General features: G+C 40.5%; 13 protein-coding genes. All 13 read right to left on the minus strand.

Annotation, left to right across the window (positions count from 1 at the left end):
* Positions 1 to 213: 213 nt before the first annotated feature.
* The 13 genes from RYL77_RS06080 to RYL77_RS06140 all read right to left on the minus strand — a co-directional run bounded on the left by RYL77_RS06080 (position 214) and on the right by RYL77_RS06140 (position 14,005).
* Positions 214 to 906: a phosphoglycerate mutase gene (locus RYL77_RS06080; protein WP_000240129.1), complete on the minus strand. Its 693-nt coding sequence runs from the start codon at positions 904 to 906 to the stop codon at positions 214 to 216.
* Between the two features lie 145 nt (positions 907 to 1,051).
* Entirely contained in the window at positions 1,052 to 3,844 is a 2,793-nt protein-coding gene (ileS, locus tag RYL77_RS06085; protein WP_315010590.1) for an isoleucine--tRNA ligase, read from the minus strand.
* 252 nt (positions 3,845 to 4,096) lie between these two features.
* A complete protein-coding gene (locus RYL77_RS06090; protein WP_315010592.1) occupies positions 4,097 to 4,972 on the minus strand; it encodes a DivIVA domain-containing protein in 876 nt (291 codons plus the stop codon).
* 8 nt (positions 4,973 to 4,980) lie between these two features.
* The gene (locus RYL77_RS06095; RefSeq protein WP_315010593.1) at positions 4,981 to 5,766 is read right to left on the minus strand and encodes an RNA-binding protein; all 786 of its coding nucleotides are present in this window, start codon (positions 5,764 to 5,766) and stop codon (positions 4,981 to 4,983) included.
* Positions 5,763 to 6,026, minus strand: coding sequence for a YggT family protein (locus RYL77_RS06100; RefSeq protein ID WP_042900552.1), 264 nt, complete (start codon positions 6,024 to 6,026; stop codon positions 5,763 to 5,765). Before RYL77_RS06100 ends, RYL77_RS06095 begins: the two co-directional genes overlap by 4 nt.
* Positions 6,026 to 6,559, minus strand: a complete 534-nt coding sequence (locus tag RYL77_RS06105; protein WP_315010594.1) for a cell division protein SepF — start codon at positions 6,557 to 6,559, stop codon at positions 6,026 to 6,028. The genes RYL77_RS06100 and RYL77_RS06105 overlap by 1 nt, the downstream gene beginning before the upstream one ends.
* A 9-nt stretch (positions 6,560 to 6,568) precedes the next feature.
* Positions 6,569 to 7,240, minus strand: a complete 672-nt coding sequence (locus RYL77_RS06110; protein ID WP_042900550.1) for a YggS family pyridoxal phosphate-dependent enzyme — start codon at positions 7,238 to 7,240, stop codon at positions 6,569 to 6,571.
* Positions 7,241 to 7,244: 4 nt separating this feature from the next.
* Positions 7,245 to 8,498, minus strand: a complete 1,254-nt coding sequence (gene ftsZ / locus RYL77_RS06115; protein ID WP_315010596.1) for a cell division protein FtsZ — start codon at positions 8,496 to 8,498, stop codon at positions 7,245 to 7,247.
* A 17-nt stretch (positions 8,499 to 8,515) separates the two neighbouring features.
* Positions 8,516 to 9,895 (minus strand): cell division protein FtsA, encoded by a 1,380-nt coding sequence (gene ftsA, locus RYL77_RS06120; RefSeq protein WP_315010598.1) that lies wholly within the window; start codon positions 9,893 to 9,895, stop codon positions 8,516 to 8,518.
* Positions 9,896 to 10,110: 215 nt separating this feature from the next.
* Positions 10,111 to 10,815 carry a TIGR02206 family membrane protein gene (locus RYL77_RS06125; RefSeq protein ID WP_315010600.1) on the minus strand — a complete coding sequence of 235 codons (705 nt, stop codon included), beginning with the start codon at positions 10,813 to 10,815 and terminating at the stop codon, positions 10,111 to 10,113.
* Positions 10,816 to 10,905: 90 nt separating this feature from the next.
* Positions 10,906 to 11,517: an NUDIX hydrolase gene (locus tag RYL77_RS06130; protein ID WP_315010602.1), complete on the minus strand. Its 612-nt coding sequence runs from the start codon at positions 11,515 to 11,517 to the stop codon at positions 10,906 to 10,908.
* On the minus strand, positions 11,504 to 12,877 hold the full coding sequence (murF, locus tag RYL77_RS06135; RefSeq protein WP_315010604.1) for a UDP-N-acetylmuramoyl-tripeptide--D-alanyl-D-alanine ligase: 1,374 nt from the start codon (positions 12,875 to 12,877) through the stop codon (positions 11,504 to 11,506). Before murF ends, RYL77_RS06130 begins: the two co-directional genes overlap by 14 nt.
* Positions 12,878 to 12,961: 84 nt before the next feature.
* Complete coding sequence (locus RYL77_RS06140; RefSeq protein ID WP_315010606.1) at positions 12,962 to 14,005, minus strand: D-alanine--D-alanine ligase; 1,044 nt, start codon at positions 14,003 to 14,005, stop codon at positions 12,962 to 12,964.
* Positions 14,006 to 14,021: the final 16 nt, after the last annotated feature.

The following is a 14,021-nucleotide window of genomic DNA, read 5'->3' on the forward strand; positions in this document are numbered from 1 at the left end:
TTCGTCAGTCTTATCTACAACCTCAAAACAGTGTTTTGAGCTGACTTCGTCAGTTCTATCCACAACCTCAAAACAGTGTTTTGAGTAGCCTGCGCCTAGCTTCCTAGTTTGCTCTTTGATTTTCATTGAGTATTAATATCATTATATCGCTTTTTAAACTAGTTGGAAACTGGGAACAAAAAGCCTAGAAATAAATCCTAGGCTTACAATTTTTTATTTTCCAAGGTAGTATTCAGAAACTACGTTCAATTTTTCGTCGAATTCGAATACCAATGGTGGGAAGTTAGGGATTTCTACGTCCATGATTTCGTCATCTGACAAACCTTTGATGTGTTTTACAAGGGCACGGATTGAGTTACCGTGAGCTCCTACGAATACGTTTTTACCATCTTTAAGAGCTGGAGCGATTTTATCTTCCCAGAATGGAAGGGCACGTTCCAAAGTCACTTTCAAGTTTTCAGCATCTGGAATTACTGAATCGTCAAGTGAAGCGTAACGACGGTCTGTGTGAGCTGAGTGCTCATCATCACGGTCCATGTTTGGAGGCAATACATCGTATGAACGACGCCAGATGTGAACTTGCTCATCACCAAATTGCTCAGCAGCTTCAGCTTTGTTTTTACCAGTCAAACCACCGTAGTGACGTTCGTTCAAGCGCCATGATTTTTCAACTGGAACCCACAGTTGGTCAGATGCTTCAAGCGCAAGGTTTGTTGTTTTGATCGCACGTTTCAACACTGAAGTGTATGCTTGGTCAAATTCGATACCAGCTTCTTTGATCAATTTACCAGCGTCGATCGCTTGTTGTGTACCTTTTTCAGACAAATCAACATCAGCCCAACCAGTGAAAAGGTTAGCTTTGTTCCATTCAGACTCACCGTGGCGAGCAAAAACCAATTTTACCATTAGATGGATTCTCCTTTAAATTTTCCGAGGTTTCCCCTCGTTTATCTATTCTATTTTACACAATTTTTCACAAAAAAGCTAGTCAAAACCAAAAAGGAAAGGACTGTTTGGCAATCCTTTTCCTTCTTAGTATCATACAACAACCTTATTTCTCTTCAAATCCTTCTGCGACTGCTTCTGCAAAGTTTTCTTCTACGATGCTTGCACAGTGGTCACAGATGACTGCGTGGTAGCTGCGTTCTGCTGTTGTTGGGTCGATACGACGGCAACGGTCACATACTTCACCTGCAGCGCGTTCAACAGTAAAGGCTACATCTTCGAAGCTAACAGCAGCTTCTGGAGCTGGTCCTTCTGCGATAGTCAATTCAGACACAATCAAAAGTTGAGCTACATTGCTGTTTACTGCTTCGAGTAAGGTTTTCACAACTTCGTTTGGATAAACTGTCAAGTGAGCTTCAAGTGATTTACCGATTAATTTTGCATTACGAGCTTCTTCCAAGGCTTTTTGAGCTTGTCCACGGAAGTCCATGAAGGCAGCCCATGTATCCAAGATTTCTTCTTGATTAGCAAATGTTTCTGCTTCTGGTAATTCTGATAATTGAACAAACTCTTCTGCTTCAAACTCAAGATATGACCAGATTTCCTCTGCTGTGTGAGGAAGGATTGGTGTCAAGAGTTTGGTGATTTTAACAAGAATGTCATAGAAGACAGTCTGCATTTGACGGCGTTCCAGTGATTTGGCTCCTTCAATGTAAACAACGTCTTTAGCAAAATCAAGGTAGAAGGCTGATAAGTCAACGTTGATAAAGTTCACCAAGGCCTTGTAGATTGTCAAGAATTCAAAGTCTGCATAGGCATCACGAATGGTCTTGACAAGCTGGTTAAAGCGAATAGTCATGTACTTATCAACTGAACGAAGCTCATCGTAAGCGACTGCATCTTGAGCTGGGTTAAAGTCAGATGTATTGGCAATCAAGAAACGAAGGGTGTTACGAATCTTACGGTAAGTTTCAGAGACTTGGCTCAAGATATCCATAGAGATACGCACGTCGTTGCTTGAGTCTACACTTGTTACCCAAAGACGCAAGATTTCAGCACCAAATTGTTTTTCAACATCGCTTGGAGCAATGGTATTTCCAAGAGATTTAGACATCTTCTCACCTTTACCATCAAGGGCAAAACCTTGTGACAAGATTTGTTTGTAAGGTGCTACGCCATGGTTGGCAACAGATGTGATGAGTGATGAGTTGAACCAACCACGGTATTGGTCAGAACCTTCTAGGTAAAGGTCTGCTGGGTAAGTCAACTCAGGACGGTTTACTACAACTCCATTCCATGATGAACCTGAGTCAAACCAAACGTCCATGATATCAGTTTCTTTTTTGAACTCGCCATTTGGTGAACCTGGATGAGTAAATCCTTCTGGCAAGAGGTCCTTGGCATCACGTTCCCACCAAATGCTTGAACCATGTACTTCAAAGAGTTGAGCCACATGTTCAATCGTTTCAGCAGTCATGATAGCTGTACCGTCTTCTGCATAGAAGATTGGAAGTGGAACACCCCAAGCACGTTGACGAGAGATAACCCAGTCACCACGGTCACGAATCATATTATATAGACGTACTTTACCCCATTCTGTATGGAATTTAACTTTATCAATAGCATCCAAGATTTCTTGGCGGAATTTTGAAACAGAGGCGAACCACTGTGGCACTGCACGCCAGATAATTGGTTTCTTGGTACGCCAGTCAAATGGGTATGAGTGAGAGATTTCTTCTTGGGCAAGAAGGAGGCTACCAAGTTTTTCAATAACAGTTGGAACAACCTTTTCGTAGAACTGACCTTCAAACTCAGGACCAGCATTAGCCATCATAATACCACGTTCATCAACAGTCACTGCGACTTCAAGACCATTAGCAATACCGACATTGTAGTCATCCTCACCAAAACCAGGGGCTGTATGGACAATACCTGTACCAGAGTCAGTCGTAACGTGGTCACCAAGGATTACCAACTCATCTACAGCTGTATCCCATGGGTGTTCTGTTACAATGTGGTTGAGTTCTTGACCACGGTAAGTTTCCAAAACTTGAACATCAGCCCAACCAAATTTCTCAGACAAGCTAGTCAACAATTCTGCAGCTACTACAAACTTACGAGTTTCACCAGCAGGTTGAACCAAAACGTAATCAATATCTGCACCAACAGTTAAACCACGAGAAGCTGTGATGGTGAATGGAGTTGTTGTCCAAACAACGATATAAGTATCTGTATCTAGAACACCTTTGCCATCTTTCACCTTATTGGCATAGTAAAGGGAAGTTGAAACCAAGTCATGGTATTCAATCTCTGCTTCAGCAAGGGCTGACTCAGATGACCAAGACCAGTAAACTGGCTTGGCACCACGGTAGATATAGCCTTTATTAGCCATCTCACCAAAGACACGGATTTGGGCTGCTTCATAGTCTGGAGTTAAAGTCACATATAAATTTTCCCAGTCACCTGACATCCCCAAACGCTTGAAATCATCACGTTGTTTATAAACTTGAGAAAGAGCGTACTCACGACAAAGTTTTAAGTACTCAACCAAGTCCATTTCTTTGCGCTTAACACCTTGCTTTGCCAAAACTTGCTCGATTGGCAGACCATGAGTATCCCAACCCGGGATATAAGGTGCGTTAAAACCTGACATAGACTTAGAACGAATGATGATATCTTTTGAGATATGATTCATGGCATGTCCAACGTGGATATTTCCGTTTGCGTATGGAGGGCCATCATGCAAGACAAAATGCGGTTTCCCTTCATTTAGTTCTTGACGACGTTGATAAAGTTTTGCATCTTCCCATTCCTTTTGCCAAACTGGCTCTTTGGTAGGAAGGCCTGCACGCATTGGGAAAGCTGTTTTCCCAAGATTAAGGGTATCTTTGAGTTTCATGGTATCTCCTTTATAAATAATAACAAATTAAAAACCACGACTGCCAAAAAGGACGAAAATCGTGGTACCACCTTTATTCGGAAAAAGATTTAGTCTTTCTCCCTCTTATCCCGTAACGTGGGAAACGTCAAATCTTACTAGCTTCAGACTTGAGTTTTTGAGAGGATAATCTTATCAATAGGGAATACAGGACTCACACCATCTCCTGCTCGCTGGAAATATAAGGATAAGATATTGTTCTCAGATTATTTCTTATAAAATTGTAACAGATTCTTGCGGTGCCACAAATCCTGGTTCTGAGTTTACAGCTTCAGTAGCTGGTGTTGGGCCTGAGTAATGGCTTGGAGCTACTTCTGGCTCTTCATACATCGGACCAACTGGATGAGCTGGACTTTCTTCAACAACTGGAGCTGGTGAAACCATTTGTTCCTGCTCGGCTCTTGCTTCGACTTCTGCAAGTTCCTTATTAGCCGCTTCGATACGCGCTTGTAACTCTGCCATTTCCTCGGGAGAAAACTGGCGAGTAATATCAATTGGTTCTTCCTCTTGATGTTGTTGTAAGACAGAATCACCTAAGACTTCACTGACCACTTCTTTGAAGGCCTCATCACTTGTCTGAAGATAAGTTGCTGTTGGGCGAAGAATATCTTCCCAATCTGATGATTCAACAATTGCTAACTGGCTCTCAATTGTTGATTTGAGACGTTGGTGGAAGACACGGCTCTTGTTCTTCAATTCTTCTGTTTCAACTGCAACTTTCTTAGCATTATCCGTTGCGTGACGAAGAATTTCATTAGCCTTGTATTTAGCTTCTTCCAACAAACGTTGCGCATCTTGCTCTGCTTGATGGATAATATTATTTGAACGTTCAGCTGCAGCTTGTTTTACTCGTTCAGCTGTATCTTGTGCAATCAATACAGACTGGCTTAATGAATCTTTCATCTCATCAAAGTAAGACAAACGCTCTTCCAAACTTTTAATATGTAAATCCTTATCATGATTAGAGCGAACTAAATCCTCATAATCACGGACTACAATATCTAAAAATTCATCTACTTCTTCTTGATCAAACCCTCTGAAGCGTGTGTTAAAGGTTTTATCTTTGATTTCTAACGATGTAATTGGCATATTTTTCCTCACTTACTTAATAACAATTGGACCGTTAATTTCTTTTTATCTTTTTTTGTTTTCCCATTATCTCTAACGAGTTTCAATCGACCGAATTTCCTTACACTAATCAAGTCTCCAACTTGAACTGTATAATCTGATTTTTCAACTAAATGGTAATTAACTTGAACTGCCTGCTTTTCAATTAACTGATTTGCCTGATTTCTTGACAGTTTGAAGACCCCCGCTAGGAAAACATCTAATCTAGAACTAGCGATACAAATATCCAATTCTTGATAATCTTCTGCTGTAGCAATTTTCTCAGTAAAATCCCGTTCTTCTAGACGAACAGGTAGACGGGCAATTTTCGTAATGCCGTCTTGGAAAAGGAGAGTAAACTGTCGATTAATAATAATCTGTGCTCTCTCTTCATTGACTAAGATATCACCAAACAGCTTTCTATCAATTCCCAGCTGATTTAAAACAGTCCCTAATATTTTTGCATGCGTTAAACGTTCAAACTTATTAGAATAAACTATTTCTTGCAAGGATAGTTCAAAATCAGAGAATTCGGGTTCAAAATAATCAGGATACAGGAGTATCCGCACGTATTCAGTTTCAAGAAACTGCCGACTGCTCATGTAGGAGATGCCGTTCGTTGATGCTAGAACTTTTAAAATCTTTTCCTGATGAGGATTTACAAAAGGTGTTAAAAACGGAGAATAAGAGTCTTCTACCTTTTTTATCCATTCTGTTCCCTTATCAATAAAAGACGAATCATTCTTAGAAAAGTGCTGATAGATCATCTTGTTCATAGAAACATCACTAAAAGTCGAATCAATTGGTTCCCTAAAAAATGCACTAATAAAACCGCAATCCAGACAGACAAGTCAAGTCCTGCAATCTGAAGGGGTAAACGTTGTAAAGGAGCTATTATCGGTTTCACTAAGCTAATAATCAAGCGACCTAGACGCGATTCATAAGCATTGGGGAACCAAGACATCAGAGCAAAAACAACTAAAATCAGTGAATAGATATCCACTGCATTTTGAATAAAACGAATGAGAAAGAGCATTATTTCACTCTCGTACGTTTCATATCAAAACCAAATTCACCATTTTGTGATTCATCTGGAATTTTGATATCTTCAATATTGACGACAACATCAACTGGCGTCAGTAAGTACATAGTAGATGCTACCTTTTTCATGTTACCAGCTAAAACATGACATGCCCCATCCAGATAGTCCAAACAACGACGAGCTTGAACTTCTGTCATATATTGGAAATCAATCAAAATACTTTCGTTACCAGCTAATAAATCAACAATAGCTGTAGCATCTTCGTATTTACGTGGATAACGAACATCAATTGTCACCTTATCAGTAGAACGTTGACTTTGCATAGCCAACTCTTGTTGACGGGCATGAAGACGAGTAATGTTTTTTTCTTTAGATGGTGTGGTCGCAACTTGTTGAGTCAACTCTTTTACAGAAGGAACTGGAGCCACAATCGGTTCCTCAGCTTTAGGCTGATAAGTAGTAGCAACATCTTCTCCATCTTCTGTAAAATAATCTATAAATCTATCAAATCTATCTTTTAAAGACATCTTTCTTTCCTATTTAAAAAATGCTGTGCCAATTCTGACAAATGTTGAGCCAAATTCAATCGCTTCCTTGTAGTCACGACTCATTCCCATACTCAAGTCCATCATTGGCATATTGGGAATTTGTTTTTCTCTAATTTCTAGTTGCAAATCCTGTGTAGCTTTAAAAATCTCTTTCAACTCATCACTACTAGCTTCAAAAGGAGCCATTGTCATCAAGCCTACATATTCAATTTTATCTAAGGTTGCCAACTCTGGCAAGAGTTCCAATAGTTCTTCCTTTGAAAAACCATGTTTGCTCTCTTCCCTTGAGATATTCACTTGTAAGAAACACTTAATAACTCGGTCACTTCTCTTTTGAATTTCCTCTGCTAGCTTTAATGAATCCAAAGCATGGAAATAATCAACATATTGAATAACATCCTTAACCTTACGTCTTTGCAAAGTGCCAATCAAATGCCAACTAATATCTTGGTCTTTTAAAGCTTGATATTTCTCAAGGAACTTATCTACACGATTTTCACCAATATGATGCACACCTAGCGGAAGCAAAGCCTCCGCTGTCGGTACGTCTACATATTTTGTAACAGCAACAACTGAAACAGAATTATCTTCTCTTCCTGCCTGCTGACTTGCATCCTTTATTTGTTGAAAAACACGTTCTGTATTTTCTTTCAAATTCATTTACTTAACGATTTTTGAAAAATGGAGGAGTTTCTAATTCATCCTCTTCTAAAGATGGTGCTTCGAAACGTTCAACTGGCGATACAACTGAATCAGTTGGACGAACAATCGTCTCACGACGCAAATCCCAATCACCAAATGCTGATGTTTTAGAAGTTTCTGTACGGCGAGGTGCTGGACTTGGAATTTCTGCAGTTTCTGCCATGTCATAGTGACGGTCATAGTTACGTGTATGACTTGGACTCACTTGTTCATGACGAACAACTTGTTTTGGTGCATGTCCAACAACTTTTTCAACACGATCTTGACGAACACCTGTTGCAACAACTGTTACGCGAATTTCATCACGCATGCTTTCATCAATAGATGTTCCCAACCAGATGTTCACTCCTTGACCAGCTGCTTGGTTAACGATTTCTGATGCTTCTTCTGCTTCAATCAAAGTTAAGTCAAGTCCACCAGTAACGTTGACGATAACATCTTCAGCACCGTCAATAGTTGTTTCAAGAAGTGGTGAGTAGATTGCCTTACGAGCTGCTTCTACCACACGTTCTTCTCCACTACCGATACCGATACCCATTAAAGCATTCCCTTTATTTGCCATAACTGTTTTCACATCGGCAAAGTCAAGGTTAATCAAACCAGGGTTTGTAATCAAATCTGTAATCCCTTGAACACCTTGGCGAAGTACGTTATCTGCTTCGCTAAGAGCTTCAAGAAGTGGAGTTTTCTTATCAACAATTTCAAGCAAGTTGTTGTTTGAAATAATCAATAGGGTATCTACATGTTCACGAAGTTGGTTGATTCCTTCAACAGCAAATTGACCACGTTTGCTTCCTTCAAAACCGAAAGGACGTGTCACAACACCAACTGTAAGAGCACCTAAATCTTTAGCAATACGAGCAATAACAGGAGCTGCACCAGTACCTGATCCACCACCCATACCCGCAGTAATGAAGACCATATCCGCTCCGCTGATAGCAGCTGTTAATGTTTCTTCGCTCTCTTCAGCAGCTTTTCGACCAACTTCAGGTTGACCTCCAGCACCCAAACCACGAGTCAATTTAGGACCCAATTGAATTACTGTCTCTGCTTTAGTACTACTCAAAGCTTGTACATCTGTGTTTGCTGCGATAAATTCTACGCCTGCAACACCTTCGTCAACCATGCGGTTAATGGCGTTACCGCCACCTCCACCAACACCGATTACTTTAATAACTGCACCTTGAGCAGCTGCTGTATCAAATGAAAATGTCATAGTTTATTTTTCCTCTTTTATTCATCAAACATGCTTCCGATTAAGCCACGGAAGCGATCTGCGATTTTTGGTTTATTTTGAGAAGATACTTTATCCTCTTTCGGAGCAACTACGTTAGTAGAAGCTGATGATTCCACCTCTGTATTTGAAGCTGATTGAATCGGGGTAGGTTGTGACACCTGGGTGACACGTTGAATCATCCCACCAAAATTGATTGGTTGGTGACGCAAGCTATCCTCACCCTTGACTGCTCGTTGTGCTAACAAATGCACCTCAGTCAATTGACCAGCAAATTCAGACAAGCTAATCACATGAGCAAAAGCAGGGTTACGAATTCCAACTTGATTTGGAACGTAAAGTTTGACACCAACACCAAAGACTTCCTGTGCAAGTTCTACAATACCTGGTAAAATAGCATTTCCACCAATCAAAACAATCCCACCTGGAAGATCCAACAAATGTCTTCTTTCCAACTCTTGTTTGATTTGTTCAAAAATGTGTTTAATGCGAGCTGAAATAATCTCTGCTAGGTAGCTTTCTGTAACTTCTACAGGCTCTACTTCACCAATCACTTCAACTTGGAAGGTTTCATTGCTTGCAAGCGAAGGGTAGGCTTCTCCATAGTTCAACTTCAATCCTTCAGCTAGTTTTTGCGAAGTCTTCAAGACTTTAGAGATATCTTTTGTGACATAATCTCCACCTTCTTGAAGAATATTTGTAAACTGGAGTTCTTGGTTACGGATTGTAGCAACAGTTGTTTGACCTGCTCCCATATCAATCACAGTAGCTCCAAATTCACGCTCGCCTTCGTTCAAGACTGAACGAACCAAAGCCAATGGTGAAATAATAATATTTTCAACTTGAACACCTGAGCGCTCAACTGTCTTGCGTAAATTGTGAAGAATAGTACGTGGACCTGTGTAAAGTAAGCCACGCATTTCAAGACGAACCCCCATCATACCACGTGGGTCACGAATACCTTGGAAACCATCTACGATAAATTCTTCTGGAATAAAAGTAATGACTTCACGATCTGGTGTCATACTCTTTGTCAAGGCTGATTTGACAACATTCTCGACATCTTGATCTGTAATTTCTTTTGTATCAGATGTAACGGGAATCATTCCTTGAGTTGGTTCTACTTGCAAAAGATTTCCAGGCAAACCAACATTCACTGATTTGATTGAAATGCCTGCTTTTTCCTCTGCCTGGGAAATAGCCGACTTAATAGCAGTTGCTGCTGCTTCAATATCAACGATAATCCCATCTTTTACACCTTTACTCTTGGCATTACTTACACCAATTACGTTTAGTTCACCATTTCTAAGCTCAGCAACCAATACCTTAATCGAATTGGTTCCAATATCTAAGCCTGTAAAAAAACCATCTCTAGCCATTACATCGCATCCTCTCTATCTTCCAAGTTTCTAACTTCTATTCAATATAGCTAAAATAGGGCATAGCTATTCACAGAATATTATAACACAAAAAATCCAATCGTGCTTAGTTTTTTCCTAAATTTACTTGCTATTTTTTCACTTTCGCTCATCAGCTTTTTTATTTTCCAAACAAATTATAAAAAATCAGATTTATGAAAAAAGAAAGCTCATTTCTAAGCTTTCTTTGCAGTCATTTTTTCTGCTTCTTGTGCTAAAAATAGTTCCAAGATTTTCTTTGTTAACGTAATCGCTGCTGATAAGGCTAGGGAAACGATTAAATAATTAGCTACTAAGCCATGATCCCCAACCAATGGTGGTTTTGTCAAGAATCCATAATCTCCACCTGTTACTAAATTGACCATAAAAATTAAGGCATTTAGGGCAAAGGTCACGAGAAAAATTCCCTTCACATCCAACAATCGTGCATCATACTGTCTCAATAGATAAACTAATGAGTTCCCCAAAAGAGCTAGGTGCCCAAATATAAAGGACAAAATCGCAATATGTGGGAAAGGATAGGCATCTGGCACTGGATAAACAAAGGCTGCTAATGTCCCAAATGTTCCTAGTAATGCAAAATACTGCCTATATTTAGACTGACCAGGAAGCAAGAGCACCACAAACATAGCCATACGGCAATGGTAAAAAGGTAGGCTTTCTGATAGCGGCATATGATTAACCCCATACCAACCATAAAGTAGGATTAACTGAACCGCCTGCAAGATTTGGAAAAATCGTTGGTAAACCTTCTTTTCACGATAGCGATAAGCTGTATAAAAGGTTAAGGCTAAGAGCGTAAATAGGCTAACATACCAAAAAAGATCAAACTTGGGTGGTTCTGTTGCTTGGGTCGTAAAGAAAATATCCCATAAATTCATCTAGTATTCCTCATGATTCAAAATTTTCCTGCATTTTATTATACCATGCTATTTAAGAAAAATGAATTTAGAAATACGATAATCATCTTCTTAGTCAAGATATTGCTCCTTCTGACCTTTATAAACCTGCCAAAGAATCTCTATTTGCTCCTTGGTAATGCGTTTTTCAGATAAGGTCGGCAGTTGGTCAATAGCAAAAAATTGAAGGTCTGCAATCTCTTGATTTTCTTGGAATTGTCCATCAAGAAGCTTACATTCAAAAACAAACTTTGCATATTGTTTGCTCTGTAGTTGGAAACGATTGGTATCAAAAACAGCTAGTAGTCTTTCTATTTTGGCTTTGAAGCCGGTTTCTTCTTCAATCTCCTTGAGAATATTTTCAGTTGGTGAATAACCGACCTCGCCAAAGCCACCTGGCAAAGCCCAATCATTCTCTCCTTGTCCCCTAACCAGACAAATTTTTTCATCCTCAACTATCCAAGCACGGACGTCCATTAAAGGAGTCGCATAAGCGAAAGTTGGTTTCAAGACTTCTGTCACTTCTTCTACATCGAGGTCTGATGCTTGATCCAGCATTTCAGATAAAAGGACCCGCAAGTCCTCATAACGCTCACAGTCAAAAGGATCCTTTGTAAATGTTAATCCAGTATCTGTAATGGCAATCATTCTTTGCAAATACTTGACAAAATCACTTGTCTTCATGTTCTAAACTTTCTACCAACTTGGCTAGGTTCATAGAGTTAGAGCCTTTGAGCAAGATTTGGTCATTAGCTCCTAGACTTTCCTTAACCTGCTTGACTAGGTCTTCAAATTGGTCTTGGTCTTCTGTTTTCTTGAAGTAGTAAACGTGGCCGATTGGGAACATTTGACTGGCAAGTTGGGCCAATTCTGCGATATCTTCTCCATAAAAAATAACGGTATCCAGCACATCTGGCGAGAGGCTCAAAATCATCTGGTTATGGAGTTGAACAGACTGGTCACCGAGCTCCTTCATGTCCGCCAAGACAGCGATTTTCTTGCCTCCTTCGTTGGCTGGAATGGCAGAGAATGTCTCCAAAATCAACTTCATGGCTGTTGGATTGGCATTGTAAACATCTGATAGAATATCTGCACCATTGGCTGCTTTCTTCCACTCGGTACGGTTACGCGTCAATTCAAGATTTTGGAAGGCCTGACGAATCTGCTCCTCAGTCACTCCTTCTTGCAGGGCAACATAGGATGCAATCATAGCGTTCGTGGCATTATACTTACCAGTCACTGGTAAATCAAGGGCTTGCCCTAAGAAATTAGCCTTAAAGGTCAGACTGTCTTTACGCTCAATCAAGTCTATGATTTCTAGCTCTGCTTCTAGCCCAAAACGGACCACCTTTTTATCTGTTGGCAAGTAGTCCTCTACAATGGAGTCAGCTGGTGCCAAAAGCAAGGAACCTGAAGCCATACCATCTGCAATTTGCATTTTTCCTTTGGCAATTTCCAAACGGTCTTTGAAAAAGGCCAAATGAGCCTCCCCAACCAGGGTCACGATGGCTGTTTTTGGATGGGCCAATTCTGACAAGAGGTGGATATCTCCCAAGCGATCCTGCCCCATCTCCAAGACCAACTTTTCTGTTCCTTCAGGCATATGGAGAACTGTGTAGGGAAGACCAATCTCATTATTGTAGTTGCCTTGTGTTTTGTAAGTTTTGTAGGTTGTTGATAGCAAGTGCGCCAACATATCCTTAGTCGTTGTCTTGCCATTTGAACCTGTAACTGCAAAGACATCAACAGCCGTTTTCTCAAGATAGTAGGCAGCTAGGGTTTGAAAGGCAGTCAACACATCATCTACTAAAATATAAGGATGATTTGCGACCTTTTTCTCAGATAGAGTTACTGCTGCACCATTTTCAAAGGCTGTTTCGATAAAGTCATGCCCATCACGCGCACCTTTAAGTGGAACAAACAAGTCCCCTGTAGTAATCAAACGACTATCAAACTCAGCTTTTTCTAACTGAGTGTCCTCAAATATGCTGACATCATTTTTAGCTCCAACAGCTTGAGCAACTTCGTAAATTGTAAGTTTCATTTCTACTCCTTTAAAAAGGGGCGAAGTCCGAGAACTCCGATCACCTTGCAGTGATGGTTCTGGCTTCTACCCTCTCTTTCATTTTTATAGCAAATGCGCTTCGCGCTTGTCAAAACTTTCCTTGGCAAGGTCAACCAAACGCTCGATTAGGTCTGGGTAGCTGATTCCCATATTGTCCCAAAGTAATGGATACATAGACCACTGGGTGAAACCTGGCATGGTATTGAGCTCATTTAGGAAAATCTCGCCCTTATCTGTATAGAAGAAATCGCAACGAGAGAGACCGAGTCCACCAATCGCACGAAAGGCTGTTTCTGCATTTTGACGCATGACAGCTACCACATCATCACTGATCTTGGCTGGGATGTCCATAGTAATCTTATTATCAATATACTTGGCATCATAGTCATAAAAGTCAACATCCTTGACAACTTCTCCTGGTAGCGTGCTTTTGACATCGTAGTTGCCCAAGAGACCAACCTCGATTTCACGGGCATTTACTCCTTGCTCTACCAAGACACGGCTGTCATATTGGAAGGCAAGTTCCAAGGCTTGGCGGAGTTCTTCTTGGTTTTCAGACTTAGAAATACCGACACTTGAACCCATGTTTGACGGTTTGGTGAAGACTGGATAAGTCAATTTTTCTTCAACTTCAGCGATTTTAGCAGTCACATCATCGCCTTCAACGATGGCCACATAAGGAACTTGGGCAATCCCGACAGATTCTAAGACACGCTTGGTCGTAATTTTATCCATAGCAAGGCTAGATGACAAGATATTGCAGCCGACATACGGCATTTTCAAAACTTCCAAGAATCCTTGAACAGATCCATCTTCTCCCATCGGACCGTGAAGAACTGGAAAGACCACTGCACCTTCTTCGTAAATAGCACTTGGTGCAACCTGCTTATCCCAATCAATAGTTTCATTGGTCATGAGACGGTCCTCTTGACCTGGAGTCTGGCTAAATTCTTGTGTTTTGATAAAGTCACCTGACTGGCTGATGAAGAAAGTCTTGACTGTGAAACGGTCGTAATTGACCGCATGCATAACACTTTCAGCTGAAAGGACCGAGACTTCACGCTCTGCACTACGTCCACCGTATAAAAGAATAATCGTTTGTTTCATATTATTTGTTCCAATT

It is taken from the genome of uncultured Streptococcus sp. (genome assembly GCF_963516515.1).
Taxonomy (GTDB): Bacteria; Bacillota; Bacilli; order Lactobacillales; family Streptococcaceae; genus Streptococcus.